We start from the raw sequence: 20104 nt of genomic DNA, 5'->3' as shown, positions 1-20104 counted from the left end.
TTACTTGATGGCCCGCGCCTGGGCCACGGCGTTGCCGATATAGCTGGCCGGGGTCAGGGCCAGCAGCTCGTCCCTGGCTTCGCGGGGCAGTTCCAGGGTCTCGACGAAGGCCTGGATGGTTTCGCGGTTCATGTCCTGGCCGCGGGTCAGGGCCTTGAGTTTCTCGTAGGGTTGCTCGATGCCGTAGCGGCGCATCACCGTCTGGATCGGCTCGGCCAGCACTTCCCAGCTGCCGTTGAGGTCTTCCGCCAGGCGCGCTTCGTTCAGTTGCAGCTTGCCAATGCCTTTCAGGCTGGCCTGGTAGGCGATCAGGCTGTAGCCCATGCCGACGCCCATATTGCGCAGCACGGTGCTGTCGGTGAGGTCGCGCTGCCAGCGGCTGACCGGCAGTTTTGCGGCCAGGTGGCTGAACACCGCGTTGGCCAGGCCCAGGTTGCCCTCGGAATTTTCGAAGTCGATGGGGTTGACCTTGTGCGGCATGGTGGATGAGCCCACTTCGCCGGCCACGGTGCGCTGCTTGAAGTAGCCCAGGGAGATATAGCCCCATACGTCGCGGTCAAAGTCCACCAGGACGGTGTTGAAGCGGGCCACCGCATCGAACAGTTCCGCCATGTAGTCGTGGGGTTCGATCTGGGTGGTGTAGGGGTTGAAGGTCAGCCCCAGGCCGGTAACGAACTGCTCGGCATTGTCCTGCCAGTCGACCTCGGGGTAGGCGGAGAAGTGGGCGTTGTAATTGCCCACGGCGCCGTTGATTTTACCGAGGAACTCCACCTGTTCGATCTGCGCCAGCTGGCGGCGCAGGCGTGCCACCACGTTGGCCATTTCCTTGCCCATGGTGGAGGGGCTGGCGGTCTGGCCGTGGGTGCGCGACAGCATCGGCGCCTCGGCGGAGGCGATAGCCAGGTCGGTGAGAGCCGCCACCACCCGGCGCATTTCCGGCAGGATGACGTTCTGCATGCCGTCGCGCAGCATCAGGGCGTGGGACAGGTTGTTGATGTCCTCGGAGGTGCAGGCGAAGTGGACGAATTCGGAGATGGCGTTCAGTTCGGCATTGTCGGCAAAGCGCTCCTTGATGAAGTACTCCACCGCTTTCACGTCGTGGTTGGTGGTGCTTTCGATGGCCTTGATGCGCGCCGCGTTGTCCACGCTGAAATCCGCCGCGATGCTCTCCAGCAGGGCGTTGGCCCCGGCGGACAGGGGGGGTACTTCCGGGATGCCGGCGTGGTCGGCCAGCTGTTGCAGCCAGCGAACTTCCACCAGTACCCGGCGCTTGATCAGGCCATATTCACTGAATACTTCCCTCAGGGCTTCGGTTTTACTGCCGTAGCGGCCATCGATGGGGGAAACGGCGGTGAGTGCTGACAGGTCCATAGTGACTCCGGAAACAGGGCTGGCGTAATAGGGTGAATCGGTTCGCATTACCCTCGCGGAGGCGGGGGCCATTGCAGCAAGTGCAACATGGATTCCCGCCTGCGCGGGAATGACGGGGGCAACTTGTCCGCTTGTGCCCCAAGGGCGGCGATTTTACACCAGGGTGGTGCGCTTTTACACGCCGGAGGTACGGGACAGCTGCTGGGCGCAGTGCAGCAGGGCCTTGCGCTGGAACAGCAGTTTCCAGCGGCGCCCGCCCATCTGGCGCCACAGGAAGCCGGAGCGAATACCGGCCAGCAGCAGGGCGCGGATGATGTCCGCGTTGCGACTGTCCTGCAGGTGCTGGGCGCTGCCGCTGACCTTGATGCGGAATTTCAGCTTGCTGAGCGTATCCTGGTAGACCCCCGAGATACTGTGGCAGACGTCGTGTACGTGGCCGGCAAAGTGCTCGGCGCGGAAACTGGCGTGCTCCAGGCGCGAGCGCACCACCTGCATCATGGCCGGGTCGGAACTGAACTTGCCTTCCAGGTAGAGCAGGGCGAAGACGTAGCGCACCAGTTCGCGGTTTTCCGCTTCCTTCTGGTTGGCCAGTAGAGCGGCCAGGTTCTGCAGACCCAGGCGCACCCCCTCCACGCCACCAAACACATCCTCCACGCCCTCGGCATCGAACTTGAACAGGCTGTGAATCGAGGACTCGAGAAACTCTGGCGGGTAGCTGCCGGTGCGCGACACCTGGTCGACGATGCGCGCCGCCTGCACGACGCCGGCCAGGGCAATGGTCTGCTGTTCCAGCGGGCTGCGGGCCATCAGGCGGCCCGCTCGATGACGCCGCCACCCAGGCAGCGCTCGCCGTCGTAGAACACCACGGACTGGCCGGGGGTGATGGCGCGCTGTGGCTCGTCGAACAGCACGCGGTAGCCTTCGCCATCGCGATGCAGGGTGCACTCCTGGTCCGCCTGGCGGTAGCGTACCTTGGCGCTGAGCCCGGCCGGCAGGGCCGGCGGCTCGCCGGCAACCCAGTAAATGTCGCCCGTATACAGGGTGGATTTGAACAGGGCCGGGTGGTCGTTGCCCTGGGCCACCAGCAGCACATTGTTGGCGAGGTCTTTGTCGACCACGTACCAGGGGGCATCTGCGGCGTCGGCGCGGCCGCCGATGCCGAGGCCCTGGCGCTGGCCGATGGTGTGGTACATCAGGCCCTGGTGGCGGCCCAGCGTTTCGCCATCGAGACTGTGGATCTCCCCGGGCTGGGCGGGCAGGTACTGCTTCAGGAAGTCGCTGAAGCGGCGCTCGCCGATAAAGCAGATACCGGTTGAGTCTTTTTTCTTCGCTGTCGCCAGGTTGTATTTTTCCGCCAGCGCGCGCACCTCGGGTTTTTCGATTTCACCCACCGGGAACAGGGTCTTGTTCAACTCCTGGTGGCCCACCGCGTGCAGGAAGTAGCTCTGGTCCTTGTTCGGGTCCAGCCCCTTCAGCAGCGTGGCCTTGCCGGCGTACTCACCGCGGCGGGTGTAGTGGCCGGTGGCGATCAGGTCCGCCCCCAGCATCAGGGCGTAGTCGAGGAAGGCCTTGAACTTGATTTCGCGGTTGCAGAGGATGTCCGGGTTGGGAGTCCGCCCGGCACGGTATTCGGCGAGGAAGTGCTCGAACACATTGTCCCAGTACTCGGCGGCGAAATTGGCGCCGTGCAGGGGGATGCCGAGTTTGTCCGCCACCGCCTGGGCGTCGGCAAAATCTTCTTTCGCGGTGCAGTACTCGGTGCCGTCGTCCTCGTCCCAGTTCTTCATGAACAGGCCTTCCACGGTATAGCCCTGTTCCTTCAGCAACAGTGCGGATACAGAGGAGTCGACACCACCGGACATGCCGACGATGACTTTGGTAGAGGCCTTGCTCATAGGTGTTGTAGTGCGTCCAGCGGGTACAGGGTGCCGCTGCGGGCCTGTTCCACCGCCGCGAGCACCAAAGGGCTGCGCATTCTAGCAGACTTGGCGAGGATTTCCCCGTAGTCGAACCAGTGGGTGGCGAGGATGTCCGCATCCAGTACCGCACCTTCCCGCTCGCGAAGCGGCCGGGCGAGAAAGGTGCTGCGATAGTAGGTGACGCCATTGGAGGGCGCGGTGTACAGGGCCCAGCCCAACAGGCCCAGCAGCTCCACTTCCCAGCCGCTTTCCTCCAGGGTTTCGCGCCGTGCGGCGTCGAACAGGCTTTCGCCCGCTTCCAGATGGCCGGCGGGCTGGTTGAATACCAGCGCGCCGGTCACCTTGTCGCGTTCTTCCACCAACAGGTAGCGGCCCTGGTTCTCGACCACTGTGGCCACGGTGATATGGGGAGGCCAGTTGTCACTCACGCGCTATTTCCCTCCGACCAGCGGTAGAGGTCCGCGCGAGTGTGCATCACCTCGCTGGCCAGGTGCCAGTCGGCCGCGCGGCCGGCGAGTCCGGCGCAGACGTGCAGGGGCAGCAGGTGTTCTTCCCGCGGATGGCAGAAACGGGCGTGTGGCGCTTGCAGCCAGTTCGCCAGTTTTTCCTCCCGCTGTGTTTCACCCAGCGAGGTGTCGCAGCAGGTCTGCTGTAGCCAGTCGGAGAACGCCTGGATGCGCGACTCCCGGGACGGGTCGCTGCCGTCGGCAAAGGAGCGCATGTTGTGGAAGGTGAAACCGGAGCCGAGCACCAGCAGGCGCCCCTCGAAGGGCAGCTGGCGCAGGGCGCGACCGAACCGGATGTGAGCCGCGGCATCGAGACTGGCCAGCAGAGACAGCTGCAGTACGGGAATATCCGCCGCCGGGTACATGAGCTTGAGCGGCACGAACACACCGTGGTCCAGCCCGCGCCGGTGTTCCAGGGCGCTGGCCAGGCCGGCGTCGGCGAGGGTATCGGCAACGGCCTGCGCCAGGCGCGGCTGGCCGGGGCAGGGGTAGGCAATGTCGTAGCTCTCGCTGGGGAAACCGTAGTAGTCGTAGAGCAGCTCCGGCTCTGCGGCGGCGCTGATGGTCGCCTGCGGCGCCTCCCAGTGGGCGCTGATCACCAGGATGGCGTCGGGCCGCGGGAGATCCCGGCCCAGGGCCTGGAGATCGCGCACCAGTCTCTGGTGCCCCGGCTCGCCCAGCAGCGGCAGCGGGCCGCCGCCGTGGGAGATAAACAGGATGTCGGTGTGTTTCATGCTGCGCGGTTCTCTATCAGGTTGGGCAATCAGGGCGACAGGCCAGGCAGTGCTGCGTTGGCGCTGGTCTAGCGCGCCGATTGTGACAGAAGGAGATTGTCCACTGCGAATCGGCCGCCGCCCTGAATCGCCAGCGCTGTCGTCGCCGCCAGCAGGGCCAGTGCGAACTCGTAGCCGTTGTTGCTCATGAACAGCCCGCCTTCGAAATGCACAGCGAAGATGGCGACCACCATGGTAAAGGCCGAAACCAGCGCTGCCGGGCGGGTCAGCAGGCCGATGATCAGCGCCAGCCCGCCAAAGAACTCGGCGCTGCCGGCCAGCAGTGCCATCAGGTAGCCGGGTTCCAGGCCAATGCTGGACATCCATTGGCCGGTGCCTTCCAGGCCGTATCCGCCAAAGGCGCCAAACAGTTTCTGGGCACCGTGGGCGGCCAGGATGATGCCCACGGGCACACGCAGTACCAGGGCGGCGAAGCCGGCGTTTGAGGCCAGCAGGCGGTGAAGGAGTGATGATTGCATGATCGTGTCCTCGGGTGATGGTGGGCACTGTGATAGCCCGTTGACAAGCAATGTACTATCAACGTTTTTACTTAGTAATAAGGTTGTTGTTGAACTACTATCAACATAATGTTGATAAATGGTGCATTGATGGACCGATTCAATGCCATGCGCGCCTTCGCCGCGGTGGTTAGCGAGGGCAGCTTCACCCGAGCAGCGGAACGTCTGGAAACCTCTCCGCAACTCGTCAGCAAGTACGTGTCCTGGCTGGAAGAGCACCTCGGTGTGCGCCTGCTGAACCGCAGTACCCGGCGCTTGCACCTGACCGAGGAAGGTAGCCGCAGCCTGCCCCGCATGCAGCACCTGCTGGCGGGAGTCGAGGCGCTGGAGCGCGGCTTTGTCGAGCGTGAGGACAGAGTGGAAGGCAAGTTGCGGATCACTGCGCCGGTGTCATTTGCGGCCCGGCACCTGGCGCCGCTGCTCTGTGATTTCCAGCAACGTCACCCCGCGGTGGAGATCGACCTGCAGCTCAACGACCGCAAAACCGACCTGGTGGAGGAGGGCTTCGATGTCGCCCTGCGAATCGGTCAGCTAAAGAATTCCTCGCTGGTGGCGCGGCGCATCGTGCCGGTGCGCATGGTGCTGTGTGCTGCGCCGGCCTACCTGGCGCGGCACGGCGTGCCCCGCAGCGTGGATGAATTGCAGGGGCATCGCTATTTGCGCTACAGCTATATGGAGTCGGTGGCCAGCCCGCAGTTGCGCGCCTGGATGCGCGGTAGCGCCGACGGCGAGGGCGGCTTTACCTGCAACAACGGCGATGTCCTGACCGGGGCCGCGCTGGCCGGTGCCGGAATCGCCCTGCAGCCCACCTTTATCGCCGGGCCAGCCATCGCCGAGGGCCGGCTGCAGGTGTTGCTACCGGACCTGGCGTTGCAGGAACTGGGGCTCTACGCCGTGTATGTGCATCGGCAGTTGCTGCCGGCCAAGGTGCGCCACTTCGTGGATTTCCTGCAGGGCTATTTTGGCGATCCACCTTACTGGGATCAGCTGGTATAGCGTGGGCGCGTAGGATCCGATACGGAGCCTGGCGGCGCCGGTTCAATCGGGTCGGGCAGGGGGCAGGGCGGAGCCGCCATCGCGGCTGAAGCGATATCGCCCGCTATCTTCGCCGGCAGGCAGGCCGGTATCGTGGAAGGCATCGTCGGTGAAGCGCCAGCCACTGTGGCAGGCAGAGCACCCGGCCTTGCCGGTAAACAGGGCAAATCCCTGCTTCGCCTGCGTATTGATGGCCTGCTCCTCTCCGTCTACCCAGCGGTCGAAGGGCGCCATCGGGCTGACGATTTCCCGCTGGAAAGTCGCGACCGCGGCAGACAGGGTGATCAGGCTGATGCCCTTGCCGGGATAGGCCGCTGCGAAGCTCGCTACGTAGTTCTCATCGGCGCCCAACTCTTCCTGCAGTTGGCGCACATCCTGGGCCATCTCGTCGTGTGCGGTCAGGGGAAACCAGACCTGGGATTCCAGCGTGGGCGCGCGGCCGTCCCACAGCAGGGCGCTGGACCAGGCGAGGTTTTCCAGCGTCGGGCTGTGGCGCTCGTGTACCAGGCTATCGCTGCCTACCGCGCGCGGTCGCCCGTCTTCCCAGCCTTTGCTGGCGATATGGCAGGTGGCGCAACTGATGTCGTTGTCGCGGGACAGGCGCGGGTCGAAGAACAGGCGCTGTCCCAGCGCGAACTTGGCTTGCGAATAAGGGTTGTTCTCGGGGTGGGGGACGGTGGCGGGGCGCTGGAACTGTGCTTTCAGGTCATCGAAGGAGGGATCGGCGTGCGTACACAGAGCACTGCCCAGCCACAGGGCGAGACCGGCGCGTAGCAAGGCTGAAAGCATCGCTACAGGGCCAGCATCAGCGCCAGCGGCAGCATGACCAGCGCCGCCAGGTTGCCGATCAACACGATGGCCGCCACCTGCTCCGGGGCGCGCTGGTAGCGCTCGGCGAAAAGGAAGTTCATGACCGCCGGCGGCAGGGCGCCGAACACCAGCAGCATGGCCGTATCGCGTGCGTTCAGGCCCAGCAGCAGGGCCAGCGCGCCGGCCAGCGCCATGCCCAGCAGGGGGCGCAGAAAAGCACCGATCAGGGGCGCCCCGAGATCGTTGAAGCGCACATGTTGCATGCGCACACCGAGGGAGAACAGCAGCAGCGGTACGGCGACATTGCCCAGCAGTTGCAGGGACGTCACCACCGGCTCCCACACCGGAATCTGCAGTGTCGCAATGGTCAGCCCAATGGCGACGGCGATCAGGGTCGGGTTGCGCCACAGGGTCAGCAGGCGTGCGTTCTGGTCCAGCATGTGCACACCGATGGAGAAGTGCATGACGTTGGACACGGTGTACAGAATCACTGCCGCGGGAAGAGCGCTTTCGCCCCAGGTGAGCACCGCCAGTGGAATGCCGATATTGGCCGAGTTGTTGAACATCATCGGTGGCACGAAAGTGCGCCAGTCCATTGCCATCCAGCGCGCCACCGGCCGCGCGACAAGGCCGCAGATGATCAGCAGGATGGCGGCGCCGCTGGCCAGGCCAATGTAGCGCTCCGGCTCGAAGTTCTTGCTGGCCATGGCTCCCAGAATCAGCGCCGGCACAAAGATATCCATGTTGATGCGGTTGGCCACCGCCATCTCGGGATTGTGGCGCAGGCCATAGAAGTAGCCCACCAGCACGATCGCGACGATGGGAGCGAGAATCCCGACGATGCGCGGCAGCAGGTCGAGGTTGATGGCGAGGTCAGTCATAGGGCGCGGATTTTGCCACCCCTGCGCGAAAAGCGCTAAGGGGCCTGGCACTATTGCGGGAACGCCGGCAATCGCCGGCGCTGGCTGCGCTCACGGCAGGAAGGGCTCGCCGTAGCGCAACAGGGTGGTGACTGCCGCGCCTTCATGGTTGACTGTAACGATGTACAGCCGGTCGTATTCGCCGGCCTCGTCGATGGGCTGCCCCGCTGTGCCGCCCAGCAGGTCCACCAGCTCCGGGGTGGTGTCGCTATGGCCGACCACCAGGTGGCGGCCGCCGCTCTGCTGCAACTGCCGGGCCAGCGCCGGCAGATCGTCGACATCGTAAGTCTCAATCGTCTGACCCAGCATGATGGCGGTGGGAGCCGCGGTATTGTGGGTGCGGAGAAAATCCGAGCTGTGCACCTGCTGAATACCGGCGCTGCGCAACATCTGCGCCAGCAGGCGGGCGCGCCCCTGGCCGGCGGCGGACAGGGGCGGGTTGTCGCTGTCGTCGGTTTTCTCGCCGTGGCGCACCAGGAACACAGTCAGCGCCGCATCTGGTGTGGCGGCGTGCTCCGCCGCCTGCGCAATTCCGCCCTGGGCGAGAGCGATCAGTAACAGCAGTCCGGTGAGCATATGCGGCATGACGGCAACCTTCTGAATCCAACTGGGTGAGGAAAGTCTACCGCGCGCGGCGCGTCCGTAAAAATAGGCGAATGACTGAGTGGCTGCCACAACGGCCCGGCGCCTCTGCAGAAATAGGCAAATATCCCGGATGATCGGCCTAACCGGTATCCGCCTGCGCACTTCATACTGGTTCCCGGGTCATTCACACAGGAGCGCGACGTCATGCAAAACAGAACTCTGGGCAATCAGGGCTTGGCCGTCCCGGCGGTTGGGCTGGGCTGTATGGGTATGTCGGATTTTTACGGCGACAGTGAAGAAAGCGCCAACATGGCCGTGCTGGCCAGTGCGCTGGAGCTGGGCGTCACCTTCTGGGACACGGCGGACATGTACGGACCCTGGACCAACGAGGAGCTGCTCGGCCGCTTTTTCAAGCAGCATCCGGGAGCCCGGGAGCAGGTGCAGCTGGCGACGAAGTTCGCCAACATGCGCAATGCACAGGGCGAATTTCTCGGCGTCAACGGCCGGCCGGAATACGTGAAGTCCGCCTGCGACGCCAGCCTGCAACGCCTGGGTGTGGAGACTATCGATCTTTACTACCAGCATCGGGTCGATCCGCAGGTGCCCATCGAGGAAACCGTGGGAGCGATGGCGGAACTGGTCGCAGCCGGCAAGGTGCGCTATCTGGGGCTGTCGGAGGCAAGTGCGCGCACCCTGCGCCGGGCCAGTGCCGTGCACCCCATTACCGCGCTACAGAGCGAGTATTCACTGTGGTCGCGCGATGTGGAGACGGAGATACTGCCCACCTGCCGCGAGCTCGGCATTGGCTTTGTTGCCTACAGCCCCCTGGGTCGCGGCTTTCTAACCGGGGCGATTCGCAGCCGGGAGGATCTGGATGCCAATGACTGGCGACTGAACAACCCCCGCTTCTCGGCGGAGAACTTTCACCTCAACCTGCAACTGGTGGAGGCCGTGGAAGCCCTGTCTGCGGACAAGGTCTGCACACCGGCGCAACTGGCGCTGGCCTGGTTGCTGTCACGCGACCCGGGACTGGTCGCCATTCCGGGCACACGCAGTCAGGGACGGCTGGCGGAAAATGCCGGTGCGGTGTCACTGCAATTGACGGCAGATGACCTGGCTAGCCTGGACGGCTTACTGGCGTCGTTCGAAGTACTGGGCACCCGCTACCCGGCAGCGGCGGTCTCACTGCTGGCGGGTGACACACCGGAAGTATCGCATTGAGGCCAATTTCCCCACCGGGGCAACGGTCAGGGGCAGGACGTACCCAGCCAGTGTGATGGGGGAGGGCGAGCGCCGGTATTGTGGCTGCCAGGGGTAGTATTACGGATTACAGCGCGGCCCGGCCCCTGTATACTTCACAGCCGCCCTCCGGCACCACCAACGACTCCCAGGCTCAACCCATGTCCACCTCTCCCCATGCGACCAGCTTCGCAGACCTCGCCCTACCCGAAACCCTGCAACAGGGGTTGCGGGATGTTGGCTATGAAACCCCTTCCGCCATCCAGGCCCGCACCATTCCCGTACTGCTGAGTGGTGTCGACCTTGTGGGCCAGGCGCAGACCGGCACCGGCAAAACCGCGGCCTTCGCGCTGCCGGCGCTGGCGCAGCTGGATATGAACCAGAGCGAACCCCAGGTGCTGGTGCTGGCGCCGACGCGGGAACTGGCCATCCAGGTTGCCGAAGCTTTCCAGAAATATGCGCACTACCTGCCGGGTTTCCGCATTCTGCCGCTGTACGGCGGCTCCGACTACCGCGGCCAGCTGCGCCAGTTGCAGCGCGGCGTGCATGTGATTGTGGGCACGCCCGGGCGGGTGATGGACCACATGCGTCGCGGCTCGCTGAAGCTAGATAAGCTGAAGCTGCTGGTGCTGGACGAAGCCGACGAAATGCTGCGCATGGGTTTTATCGACGACGTTGAGTGGGTCCTGACCCAGACGCCGCCGGAGCGCCAGATTGCCCTGTTCTCCGCCACCATGCCCGATGCCATCCGCCGCATCGCGCGCTCGCACCTGAAGGAGCCGACCGAGGTCACCATCGAGATGCAGTCGGTGACCAACGACAATATCCGCCAGCGGGTGTGGATGATGGCGGGCGTGCACAAGCTGGACGCCCTGACCCGGATCCTGGAAACCGAGAATACCGACGGCGTGATCATCTTCGTGCGCACCCGTATTGCGACCACGGAGCTGGCCGACAAACTGGCCGCCCGCGGCTATGTGGCCGCCGCCCTCAACGGTGACGTGGCGCAGAAACAGCGGGAGAAAACCGTTGAACAGCTGAAGAGCGGCCAACTGGATATCCTGGTGGCGACCGACGTGGCCGCCCGCGGCCTCGATGTGGAGCGCATCAGCCACGTCATCAACTACGACATTCCCTACGATGTGGAAGCCTACGTGCATCGCATCGGGCGCACCGGTCGCGCCGGCCGCACCGGCGAAGCCATCCTGTTCGCGGCCAACCGCGAACGGCGCCTGCTGAAGGCCATCGAGCGCGCCACCGGCAAGACCATCGACAAGATGGAGCTGCCGAGTGTCGAGCAGGTCGCTGACAAACGCGCCGAGCGTTTCCGCGCCCGCATTACCGAGGTGCTCGCCAGTCGTGACATCGAAGCCATGCGCGAGCAGGTGAGCCTTTATCAGCAGGAACACGGCGTGCCGGTGATCGACATCGCCGCGGCACTGGCGCTGCTGGTACAGGGCGAGAAGGCGGCATCGGCCGGCAAGGCCGATAAAGCTGAAAAGGCTGAGTGGTCAGACAGACCCGCGAGATCCGAGAGATCTGACAGGCCCGCGCGCGCGGAGCGGGATGCAGCGTTCGCAGACCGGCCCCGGCGCACCCGGGAACGGGATGCCGACGACAAGCCGCGCGAGCGGAAAAAGGCGCCGACCGAGCGCGGCAGCCCCGATGTCGGACTGGAGCGTTTCCGGATCGAAGTCGGCCACAACCACGGCGTGAAGCCGGGCAATATCGTTGGCGCCATCGCCAACGAAGCGGAAATCGACAGCCAGTACATCGGCCAAATCGCTATCTACGATGATCACAGCACCGTCGACCTGCCGGAGGGCATGCCAAAGGAACTGTTCCAGCATCTGAAAAAAGTGTGGGTGAGTGGCCAGCGACTGCAGATCAGTCGCCTGGACGGCAGCGGCCCACGTCCCGCTGGCAAGGGCAAGCCCAAAAGCAAACCCCGCGAGCGTCCCGCCAAGAAGTAGTCACTGCTGCCTGTTCGGCGCCGAGGCGCCGGGCAGGCGGATTCTAACGCCAGGATCTAACGCAAAGCCGAAAGCGCCTGCAACGCCGCTTTTTCCTCGTCACTCAGGGGTGTCGGCTCGCAGCGCGGGTCGGTCTTCTGGATCGCCTTGATCATCACCGGCGTCAGCGGAATCGGGTCGCAGCCGTGGTTCTGTTCGCAGATCATGTCCCACTGCGGCTCTGCCTTGACGTGGCAGGCCAGGCAGTTGCCGCCGAAGCGGTTCACCACATCGGCAAAGCCGCGGGCGCGAATGCTTGACCCCTCTGCCGACACGTCCAGCTCGATAAATTCCCAGTCGTTGGTGACGGGGCTGAAACCGGCCTCGCGCTTCACCATGACCTCGGTCGGCACCAGTTGTACCACTGAGCCGGCGGGGTAGGGTTTGCCCTCGGCGGCGTTGGCGGCCGCCAGTGTCGCCTCGAGATCGCCCTTGATATTGTCCACGAAAAAGCCGCGCACCGGCGTCATGTCCCGGATGCAGCTGAAGGTGTCTGCGGTGACGGCGTCCTCCGCGACGCTGCCGCTGGTGAGCAGGGTGGCGGTGAGCAGGACGCTGGCGCGAGAAAGTCTGGGTCGTTGCAAAGTCATGGGAATCCTTGTCGCCGGAGTTGGGGGCTTTGATTTATTGTAGCCGTCTGCTTACGCAGTATCGCGCAAAACGGATCACTTCGGGGAGTGGCTGGATACGGTCCTGGTGGCGGTTTAATCGGCGCCGCCCAGTTCCCGTGTCAATGCTGCCGCCGCGATTGCCCTGCAGGCGCTGGTATTCTGGCCCGCCCACAGGGGCGAAAAGTCGCCGCTGTGTTGCGCCTCGGCCGCCGCGCGCAAGGGCGCCAGGGCACCGCTGGCGCGGGGGAAGTCCGGCGCGGCCGGATTCAGCGGGCCCAGCTCGCGCATCAGGCGATTGACAATGCCGCGGGCGATACCGCCGGAGAACAGGTTGGTCAGGGCCGTGTGACGGGCTGCGTCACTGCGCAGTATCGCGCGATGGACTGCGCTGGTGGTGGCCTCGGGACAGAGCAGGTAGGCGGTGCCCACCTGCACCGCCGAAGCCCCCAGTGCCAGCGCCGCGACGACGCCCTGGCGGTCGACAATACCGCCAGCGGCGATGACCGGTACGCGAACCGCGGCGACAACTTGCGGCAGCAGGGCAAAGGTTCCCATCTGTTGCTGGATATCCGCTGCCAGAAAATGCCCGCGGTGGCCTCCTGCTTCCAGCCCCTGGGCGATAATCCCGTCCGCGCCGTGGGCCTCCAGCCACAGGGCCTCTTCAACGGTGGTTGCCGAGGAAATGACGGTGGCGCCCCAGCTTTTCACCTTCTCCAGTAATGCCGGCTGCGGCAGGCCGAAGTGGAAACTCACCACGGGCGGCCGGAACTCCTCCATTATCGCCGCGGTGTCGGCGCTGAAGGGCGCGCGCCCCGCCCCGCTGACAATAGTACCGGGGTCGATACCGAAGGCCTCGAAATAGGGGGATAGGAGCGCTCGCCACGCGGCCTCACGCGCCTCGTTGGGGGGTGGTGTACTGTGACAGAAGCAGTTCACGTTGAAAGGCCGGTCGGTCTGCGAACGAATCCGGGCAAGCTCCGCCCGCAGGGTCTGCGCGTTCAGCATGGCGCAGGGCAGGGAGCCGAGGCCTCCCGCCTGCGATACCGCGATAGCCAGGGCGCTGTCCTGTACGCCGGCCATCGGCGCCTGAATGACGGGCAGTTCAGTGCCGGTGATGTTCGGTAAGTGCGGTTTTGTCACAGTTCGATAACTCCAGAGGCTGGCGGCATTGCGGCCTCAGGCCTTCTTTACAAACTCCGATTTCAGCTTCATGGCGCCGATGCCGTCTATCTTGCAGTCCAGGTTGTGGTCGCCCTCGACCAGGCGCACATTTTTTACCTTGGTGCCCACCTTGACCACGGCAGAAGAGCCTTTCACTTTCAGGTCCTTGATGACGGTGACGGTATCGCCATCGGCCAGGGGATTGCCGTTGGCATCCAGTACGACCAGTCCGTCATCGGCGGCTTCCGCGCCGCCGTCGCCGGACCATTCGTGGCCGCACTCCGGGCAAACCCAGTGATCCCGGTCCTGGTAGGCGTAGGTGCCCTGGCAGGCGGGGCAGGGAGGTGATTCGCTCATGGTGTTGTCCTTTTGCAGGCTGCCTTCAGGGCAGGGGTTTTTCCAGCTCGTGAATCTGGTAGCCGAGTTCCTCGGTTTTTTCGCGGAACAGTTGCTGGGCGTCGGCGAGACCCTGATTGTAAATGGCTGGCCCCACTTCTGCGGCGATAAAGTCGATCAGGAACTCCGCTTCAAAGGCGCCAATGTCCTGATCCAGTTCGTCGTTGAAGTAGGTTTTGAGGCGGGCGACCAGGCGGGATTTCTGCTCGTCGCTGAGGGTAATGTCGGTCATGGCTGATACGTCTTGTCTGGGTGTGTTGTGGGCGAGGGTGCGCCGCGTCAGTTTACTGCACCGGGCGATCGCTGCAGCGTCTAGCGGAATGGCCGGGTGAGCAGGGTTTGCTCTATCGCACTACTTACGCTGGCCGGTACGCCGGCGGTTGCCGCGTAATCGGGCCAGCGCGCCACCGTCTGCTGCACCTGTTCCAGAATGGCGGTGGCGCGGCCGCGCTTCATCGACGCGGCCTTCGCGCAGGCCCGGAAGTCCTCCAGGGTGAAGTGCTCGCGCTTCCCGTTCATGGACATCTGGTGGGTGGCGGTCCAGGCGCCCGCGGGGTTGAAACTGTAGGTCACGTCGAAGGCGGGGGAAAGGGACCATTCACCCGCCTTGTTCATCAGGAAGGCGATGTTTTTTACATGGTCATCCTGGTTGCGGGCAACGATATTGAAGGCCATGCGCAGGAACTGCTGCTCGATCTGTGCCATTGGCAAGCCCAGCTGGCGCATCACCAGCAGGGCCTGCTCGTAGCTGTAGGCACCGGCCATGTTGAAGTCGTAGTGGGCGATGGCACAGAGCGATTGCATGTGCAGTTTCTCGCCGCCCGCGAGCCGGTCGAAGCGCCGGGTCATGAAATGCTGCCGGCCGTTTTCCTCGAGCAGGCGGCAGGGCGTCATGTCGATACCGCAGTCCCGCGCCATCAGGTAATAGGCGTATTCGATAAGCCCGTAGCCCTTGGGATCTTCCAGTTCCTTGTCGCGATTGCCGCTGACCCCGTCGAATTTCAGCAGCCAGTACTCGAAGCCTTCGCCGGCGGCCACCTGCCCGGAGCGCACCTCGTTGCTCTGCGGGTGCCAGGCGATGACCGCCTTGGCGCGGGCGCCGCCCGCCGAGGTACCCACGCGCAGAATGTCGCGCAGCGCATCGCTTCTGTCGGCATCCGCCAGCGAGCCCCGCAGGGTGTGGCGGTGGGAGAGGACGTCGGAGGCCAGTTCCACCAGCCGGTCGACTTCGACCTGCACCGCCCGGCGCGGTACCGGGCCTGTGGCGGGCGCAAACTCCAGCGCGCCCATGCCGCGATTGCCGGTGTAGCACAGGCGCTCCACGGCGTTGAAGCTGTCGCCGCGCCGGCCCTGGCTTGCCAGCCAGGCATCGATCAGCGCGTTGCCGAACTTGTCCGGCAGGGAGTCCGCCAGCAGGCCCGGCAGGCCGCGGAAGGTCTCCATGGCCAGGTCGGGGAAGCGGAATACGCGGCGCGACAGGGGCATGGTGACGGGGGCGATTTCGATGCCGCTGCCGACAAACGCCGGCGCGTATTCAAAGGACGCAACGGTTTCACCCTCGGCCAGCGACACGGCGCCGATGGTGCGGCCCCAGAGCCGCACCTCCGCCACGCTTGTCACGCGTCATCCCCCCATTGCCAGCCTTCCTTTGGCGTGCTGTCTGCCGCCTTGCTGCTGCGTTTGCCACTGGCGCGCTGGCGGCGCCTGCCTTTGCGTTCGAGCAGCTCCATCGGGCGGGGGCCAGGCGCTGGAACCAGGTTGTCCAGCCCCGCCATGGCGTCCAGCACGCGCAGCACGCGGATCAGGTTGGAAACCTGGGAGGAGTGGCCCGCTTCCATGCGCTCGAGCGTGCGCTTGGCGATGCCGGCCTGTTCGGCAACCTGGGACTGGGTCAGTTGCAGGTCGACGCGGCGGGCCGCCAGGCGTTGGCCCAGCTCGGCGAGTACCGCTTCGTCGGTGAGGAGTGAAGTTATCTGCATCATCGTAAAGTCTGACGACATATCGTCCTGCAGGAAAGTTTGTCGTCAGTATAGACGATTTATCGAATTGGTCGAAATTATTCGCCTAAATTGACGATATATCGGCTAAAAAATACTTAAATCGTAAAAATATACGAATTAAAAATGTGTAGGCCTGCCATCCCGAATTTCAGCGCCTCCGTTGCGTCATATACGCCGCTTCACCCGCAGGGCGAGAGCGCCCACGCCCAGGAATGCGCAACCCATGAGCATCAGGGTGACCGGCCAACCCAGGGAGTCGGCAAAGTGCTCGGCGGAAAAATATCCGATAAAGCCCAGCATCGCGATTACCGTGGTCAACAACAGGGCCCGGCTTTCCAGTGCCACGCAGCCATAAAGTGCCGCCGCTGTCACCGCCAGATAGACGAGCTCCACCGGGGTGCCCTCAACGAGGTCGAATAAGCCGGCATAGGCCATCACCGAGCCCACGAAGTATCCCAGTGCCGTCAGCCGCGGGTAGCGGCCGGACAGCCCGTATGCCGCCAGCATAACGCTTACGCCTACCAGCAAGGCGGCCCAGTGACTGGCGGTGGCTACTGCAATGCGGTCGAAAAGGCCGCTGTTCAGCCAGCAGAGACCGATCAACAGGGCGGGCTCCGCGAGTATGCGGTGGGCTGTTTTCTCCAGGGCTGTAGCGATCAGAAACAGCGAGGCGCCAAGGACAATGGCAATGTAGGCGATATCGATACCGAGCTTGTCGAGCCCAACCTGCATGAACCCGTATAGATAGAGCAGAGTGGTGAAGGCCAGCACCGTGCGGCCGTACTTTGCCAGCAGTACGCACTGCTGTATTGCCATGACCCCGCAGACGAAGAGTGTCGCTCCGCGCCAGTCATCGCTCTGTGGCAGTAACTCATCGAGAAACACGTACCAGCCGCAGGTCGTTATTACGGCACTGGCGAGGGTCAGAGGCAGTATCAGCCCGGGATAGCGGTCGCGGTGCAGCGCTGCAAGCAGCACCATCAGCAGTACGTAGCCGGTGCCGAGGGTCACCAGTACCCGCATGATGCTGCCCATGGCGTCCCAGAAGCTGCCGAGATAGGTGCCGACGCCCGCGACAATGAAAATTGCACCGAGATAGGTAAACAGCGTTCTGGCGATTTCACCCCTGCTGCGCTTGCCGGGCAGGTTACCGGCGCCGAGCGCTGCCCTGTGCGCGGTTTCGACCTCGGCAGGTGATATGTCGTAGGTGCGCATCAGCTGCCCGATATGCCTCAGTGCACCCGCCTTGTCGGTGACGGAGGACAGGCCGAGTGCGGCTGCGAGCAAAGGCCAGGCCCATATGCCGCCGCCGATCAGCAGCAGGATGAGCAGTAGAAGCAGCAGTGCAATCACGGTTCGATCACCCAGCCGATCAGCCGGGTTTGCTGGTTGTAGTAGGCATTGCCCGTATTCGGCAGGCGGATGGCGCGCCCGTCCTTTACCAGCTGCGCGTGATGGCGGTATCGCGAGGAAACCAGCAGTTCGCCAACGATGTTGCCGGAAGACCGGTCGCCACCGCTGCGGAACTCGTAGCCGTCCGGCGCGATACTGGCGGGGTCGACGCTCAGGCCTTCCAGGTCAGCGACCTCGATGGGGATGGCGGCAAGTGTGGCGGCAACTTCGGTGGGCAGGTTCGGGGGCAGGGTGATGGCAATTTCCTGTACTGCACCGCTGGCCGCGAAATAGCGCCACAAGCGTGGTACCTGCAAATTGGACTGCGATGCGCCGCGCAAGGTGACCTGCACCTGCCCGCCCACAACGGCAACCTGTACGCCCTCCTGGTAACTGTGATACCCGGTCGCGTAGATCACATCGTATTTGGGCGGATCGACAAACAGCGCGGGTATCCCGGAGATCACAAGAAAGACGATTGCCAGCAACAGCGGCAGGCCCAGGCCAAAGCCGATGGCGGGGTTTTCGCGAAGAAACGCTTTCATTGTTGCATTCTCCCGGTTGACTTGCCGACTCGGTTTGACGATACCTGGCAACGCAGGCAGTACTGTACCGTCAAACGCCTAACGGGCGGCGGATCGGGACAGCGTGGCGACGATGGGCGCGCCTCTGGTGACAATCAATGTGTGTTCGAACTGTGCAGAGAGGTTGGCGGGGTGGCCGACCAGGGTCCAGCCATCGTCGGCCTCATCCACCAGCGTGCTCCGGGTCGACAGGAAGGGCTCGATGGCGATGACCTGGCCTTCGCGCAGGCGCCGGGTATCGCGGCGGTCAAAGTAGCTGACGATGTCTTCCGGCGCTTCGTGCAGGCTGCGGCCGATACCGTGGCCGGCGAGATTCCTGATGGTCTTGAAGCCGTGCGATTTTGCGGTGCGTTGAATGGCCCTGCCGATGGCGTTGATGGGAGCGCCAGCGCGGGCCTCTGCCAGGGCGCGCTTCAGTGCCACCTGGGTGGCGTGACACAGGCGTACTTTGAGCGCGCTGGCGGGGGGCACCACGACGGTGCCGCCGGTATCGGCAAAGTAGCCCTCGAACTCGGCGGACACATCGACATTGACGATATCGCCGGCCCGCATCACGCGCGGCCCGGGAATACCGTGCGCGGCCTCTTCATTGACGCTGATGCAGGTGGTTCCCGGAAAATTGTAGGTGGCGCGGGGAGCGGATACCGCGCCGGATCGCTCCAGCAGCGCCGCGCCCAACTGGTCCAGCTCGGCCGTGGTCATGCCTGGCTCGATCGCTTCCAGCATGGCGTCGCGCACATCCGCCACGATGCGCCCGGCGTTCAGGATGCCGTCGATGTCCTGCTGGTTTTCTACTGTCATGGAAAGATCTCAATGTCATGGCGCCTGCCCTGCTTGCGAGTATAGCGAGTTTACCGGAGTGCGTCCGGCCGTCGGTGCGCATGGGGCAGCGGCGCCGCCACGGTGGTGGTCTATAGTGTGAGCAGGCTCATCTGGAGACGATAACAATGAAAAGACGTCAATTTCTGGGGGGCGCCGGGCTGATACTGGGCGCCGGCACGCTGGTTGGAACTTCGGCGGGCGTGGCAGAAGGTGCAGCACCGGGCGCTTCGCCGCCCATCGCGGCTGGCGACTGGGTCGCGTTACGGGATCTGTTTCCTCTCACCCGGGACTACGTCCAGCTAGCCACCTTCCTGCTGGCCTCCCATCCGCGCCCGGTGTCGGAGGCCATTGAAGCTCATCGCAGGGCCTTTGACGAAAACCCCGCCGACTACTGGCACGCCCATTTCCAGACCATTGACCGTGAAATCTGCCAGTCTGCCGCCGCGTACATGGGGGGTGCCGCCAAAAATATCGCGCTGACCGACAGCACCACCATGGGGCTGGCAATGGTCTACAGCGGCCTCGACCTGGCGCCGGGCGATGAAGTCCTGCACAGCGTTCACGATCATTATTCGACGGACATGTCGATCGAGTACCGGGCCCAGCGCACCGGCGCCAGGGTTCGCAAAATCGTATTGTATGAAGACCCGGCGGCAATAACGGTGAAAGATTGCGTTGAGCGCATTAGGTCCGCCATCAGCGACAGGACCCGTGTGGTGGCCATGACCTGGGTGCACTCGGTAACCGGCGTCAAGTTGCCGATTCGCGCCATTGCCGACGCGCTGGAGACAATCAACAGCAAGCGCAGCGAGGAGCGCCGCATTCTCTTCTGTGTGGACGGCGTACACGGCTTTGGTATCGAGAATGAGGACATCAGCCAGCTGGGTTGTGACTTTTTCATGGCCGGCACCCACAAGTGGATGTTCGGCCCGCGCGGCACCGGGGTGATCTGGGGCAGTGATCGCGGCTGGCAGCAGTGCAAGCCCGTTATCCCGAGCTTCAGTGCCAGCTATGACACCTGGATGGGCCTGGCTCCGGAAGGGACAGCCCCGACGGGGGAGTACATGACCCCCGGCGGCTTCCACGCCTTCGAGCACCGCTGGTCGCTACCCAAAGCCTTCGAGCTGCACCTGCAACTGGACAAGGCGAAGGTGCAGTCGCGCATCCACCAATTGAACACCCAGACCAAGGAAGGGCTGGCGGCCATGTCGCACGTCAAGCTGTACACGCCGATGAGCCCGGACCTCTCGTCCGGCCTGGTGTGTTTCGATGTGGAGGGTATGCACGCAGACACCGTGGTCAAACGCCTGCACGACAAGGGCATTATCATGAGCAGCACGCCCTATCGGGAGGTCTATTCGCGTTTTGCCCCCAGCCTGCTCAACAGTGAGCAGGATATCGAGCAGGCCCTGGCCGCTATTCGCGAGCTGGCCTGACCCTTATCGCTTGG

The 20104-nt window shown here is 64.1% G+C and carries 22 protein-coding genes; 4 read left to right on the top strand and 18 right to left on the bottom strand.

Annotated features, from left to right (window positions below):
* From purB to FVW59_RS05180, 6 genes are all read right to left on the bottom strand, one after another.
* Complete coding sequence (gene purB, locus FVW59_RS05205) at window positions 1-1371, bottom strand: adenylosuccinate lyase (protein WP_148063179.1); 1371 nt, start codon at window positions 1369-1371, stop codon at window positions 1-3.
* Between the two features lie 174 nt (window positions 1372-1545).
* Window positions 1546-2178 (bottom strand): high frequency lysogenization protein HflD, encoded by a 633-nt coding sequence (gene hflD / locus FVW59_RS05200; RefSeq protein WP_148063178.1) that lies wholly within the window; start codon window positions 2176-2178, stop codon window positions 1546-1548.
* Complete coding sequence (gene mnmA, locus FVW59_RS05195) at window positions 2178-3266, bottom strand: tRNA 2-thiouridine(34) synthase MnmA (protein WP_148063177.1); 1089 nt, start codon at window positions 3264-3266, stop codon at window positions 2178-2180. The genes hflD and mnmA overlap by 1 nt, the downstream gene beginning before the upstream one ends.
* Window positions 3263-3718, bottom strand: coding sequence for an NUDIX hydrolase (locus tag FVW59_RS05190; protein WP_148063176.1), 456 nt, complete (start codon window positions 3716-3718; stop codon window positions 3263-3265). The genes mnmA and FVW59_RS05190 overlap by 4 nt, the downstream gene beginning before the upstream one ends.
* Entirely contained in the window at window positions 3715-4530 is an 816-nt protein-coding gene (locus tag FVW59_RS05185) for a DODA-type extradiol aromatic ring-opening family dioxygenase (protein ID WP_148063175.1), read from the bottom strand. Before FVW59_RS05185 ends, FVW59_RS05190 begins: the two co-directional genes overlap by 4 nt.
* A gap of 68 nt (window positions 4531-4598) precedes the next feature.
* The gene (locus tag FVW59_RS05180; RefSeq protein WP_148063174.1) at window positions 4599-5048 is read right to left on the bottom strand and encodes a DoxX family protein; all 450 of its coding nucleotides are present in this window, start codon (window positions 5046-5048) and stop codon (window positions 4599-4601) included.
* 129 nt (window positions 5049-5177) lie between these two features.
* Between FVW59_RS05180 and FVW59_RS05175 the strand changes: the two genes are divergently transcribed.
* Window positions 5178-6083, top strand: a complete 906-nt coding sequence (locus FVW59_RS05175) for a LysR family transcriptional regulator (protein ID WP_148063173.1) — start codon at window positions 5178-5180, stop codon at window positions 6081-6083.
* 42 nt (window positions 6084-6125) lie between these two features.
* On the opposite strand, the gene FVW59_RS05170 is transcribed toward FVW59_RS05175, so the two are convergent.
* The 3 genes from FVW59_RS05170 to FVW59_RS05160 all read right to left on the bottom strand — a co-directional run bounded on the left by FVW59_RS05170 (window position 6126) and on the right by FVW59_RS05160 (window position 8437).
* Window positions 6126-6911, bottom strand: coding sequence for a cytochrome-c peroxidase (locus tag FVW59_RS05170; protein ID WP_148063172.1), 786 nt, complete (start codon window positions 6909-6911; stop codon window positions 6126-6128).
* Between the two features lie 2 nt (window positions 6912-6913).
* A complete protein-coding gene (locus FVW59_RS05165) occupies window positions 6914-7813 on the bottom strand; it encodes an AEC family transporter (protein ID WP_187275771.1) in 900 nt (299 codons plus the stop codon).
* A 90-nt stretch (window positions 7814-7903) separates the two neighbouring features.
* The gene (locus FVW59_RS05160; RefSeq protein ID WP_148063171.1) at window positions 7904-8437 is read right to left on the bottom strand and encodes a phosphoglycerate mutase family protein; all 534 of its coding nucleotides are present in this window, start codon (window positions 8435-8437) and stop codon (window positions 7904-7906) included.
* A gap of 204 nt (window positions 8438-8641) precedes the next feature.
* Here FVW59_RS05160 and FVW59_RS05155 point away from each other — a divergent pair, with 204 nt between their 5' ends.
* Both FVW59_RS05155 and FVW59_RS05150 read left to right on the top strand, forming a co-directional pair.
* Entirely contained in the window at window positions 8642-9658 is a 1017-nt protein-coding gene (locus tag FVW59_RS05155; protein ID WP_148063170.1) for an aldo/keto reductase, read from the top strand.
* A gap of 179 nt (window positions 9659-9837) precedes the next feature.
* Window positions 9838-11649, top strand: coding sequence for a DEAD/DEAH box helicase (locus FVW59_RS05150; protein WP_148063169.1), 1812 nt, complete (start codon window positions 9838-9840; stop codon window positions 11647-11649).
* A gap of 56 nt (window positions 11650-11705) precedes the next feature.
* Here FVW59_RS05150 and FVW59_RS05145 read toward each other — a convergent pair whose 3' ends face one another.
* The 9 genes from FVW59_RS05145 to map form a co-directional block, all read right to left on the bottom strand.
* Entirely contained in the window at window positions 11706-12278 is a 573-nt protein-coding gene (locus FVW59_RS05145; protein WP_246139638.1) for a hypothetical protein, read from the bottom strand.
* 114 nt (window positions 12279-12392) lie between these two features.
* Window positions 12393-13439, bottom strand: coding sequence for an NAD(P)H-dependent flavin oxidoreductase (locus tag FVW59_RS05140; RefSeq protein WP_148063168.1), 1047 nt, complete (start codon window positions 13437-13439; stop codon window positions 12393-12395).
* A gap of 36 nt (window positions 13440-13475) precedes the next feature.
* Window positions 13476-13817: a zinc ribbon domain-containing protein YjdM gene (locus tag FVW59_RS05135; RefSeq protein ID WP_148063167.1), complete on the bottom strand. Its 342-nt coding sequence runs from the start codon at window positions 13815-13817 to the stop codon at window positions 13476-13478.
* A 25-nt stretch (window positions 13818-13842) separates the two neighbouring features.
* Complete coding sequence (locus FVW59_RS05130; protein ID WP_148063166.1) at window positions 13843-14088, bottom strand: DUF2164 domain-containing protein; 246 nt, start codon at window positions 14086-14088, stop codon at window positions 13843-13845.
* Between the two features lie 80 nt (window positions 14089-14168).
* Window positions 14169-15476, bottom strand: coding sequence for a type II toxin-antitoxin system HipA family toxin (locus tag FVW59_RS05125; protein WP_148063165.1), 1308 nt, complete (start codon window positions 15474-15476; stop codon window positions 14169-14171).
* The gene (locus FVW59_RS05120) at window positions 15473-15856 is read right to left on the bottom strand and encodes a helix-turn-helix domain-containing protein (protein WP_222711432.1); all 384 of its coding nucleotides are present in this window, start codon (window positions 15854-15856) and stop codon (window positions 15473-15475) included. The genes FVW59_RS05125 and FVW59_RS05120 overlap by 4 nt, the downstream gene beginning before the upstream one ends.
* 165 nt (window positions 15857-16021) lie before the next feature.
* Window positions 16022-17209: a hypothetical protein gene (locus FVW59_RS05115; RefSeq protein WP_187275770.1), complete on the bottom strand. Its 1188-nt coding sequence runs from the start codon at window positions 17207-17209 to the stop codon at window positions 16022-16024.
* Window positions 17206-17793, bottom strand: coding sequence for a hypothetical protein (locus FVW59_RS05110; RefSeq protein WP_148063164.1), 588 nt, complete (start codon window positions 17791-17793; stop codon window positions 17206-17208). The genes FVW59_RS05115 and FVW59_RS05110 overlap by 4 nt, the downstream gene beginning before the upstream one ends.
* A 78-nt stretch (window positions 17794-17871) precedes the next feature.
* The gene (gene map / locus FVW59_RS05105) at window positions 17872-18633 is read right to left on the bottom strand and encodes a type I methionyl aminopeptidase (RefSeq protein WP_148063163.1); all 762 of its coding nucleotides are present in this window, start codon (window positions 18631-18633) and stop codon (window positions 17872-17874) included.
* 146 nt (window positions 18634-18779) lie between these two features.
* Between map and FVW59_RS05100 the strand changes: the two genes are divergently transcribed.
* Entirely contained in the window at window positions 18780-20090 is a 1311-nt protein-coding gene (locus tag FVW59_RS05100; protein WP_148063162.1) for an aminotransferase class V-fold PLP-dependent enzyme, read from the top strand.
* Window positions 20091-20104: the final 14 nt, after the last annotated feature.

It is taken from the genome of Parahaliea aestuarii, assembly GCF_008064635.1.
In the GTDB taxonomy this organism is placed as follows: domain Bacteria; phylum Pseudomonadota; class Gammaproteobacteria; order Pseudomonadales; family Halieaceae; genus Parahaliea; species Parahaliea aestuarii.
This window is presented reverse-complemented; position numbering and strand designations above follow the sequence as displayed.